This window comes from Granulicella sp. L56 (assembly GCF_009765835.1).
Classification (GTDB): Bacteria; Acidobacteriota; Terriglobia; order Terriglobales; family Acidobacteriaceae; genus Edaphobacter.
Genome location: NZ_LMUS01000012.1, coordinates 1 through 280, shown reverse-complemented (window position 1 = coordinate 280; position 280 = coordinate 1). Strand labels below are relative to the sequence as shown.

The following is a 280-nucleotide window of genomic DNA, read 5'->3' as shown; positions in this document are numbered from 1 at the left end:
TGGACGTGGAAGAAGAGGAGACGATCATGATCGTGATGACGCCAGAGGATCTGGAGATTTCGAAGCAACTCCAGGCTGGTTACGCCCTGCCTGAGGAGGAGTACAACGATCCCAACAAGCGTGTACGGTCTATCCTCAGTCAAAAGGCGCACACCTGGACACACTGCGAGATCCACCCCAGTATGATTCTCGGAGTGTGTGCTAGTATCATTCCGTTCCCGGATCACAACCAGTCTCCTCGTAACACCTACCAGTCTGCAATGGGCAAGCAAGTCATGGG

The 280-nt window shown here is 53.6% G+C and carries 1 protein-coding gene; it reads left to right on the top strand.

Features of this window, described 5'->3' with window-relative positions:
• Positions 1-26: 26 nt before the first annotated feature.
• Positions 27-280: hypothetical protein (locus GSQ81_RS19670; protein ID WP_158912519.1), on the top strand; the 254-nt coding region annotated here is incomplete at its 3' end.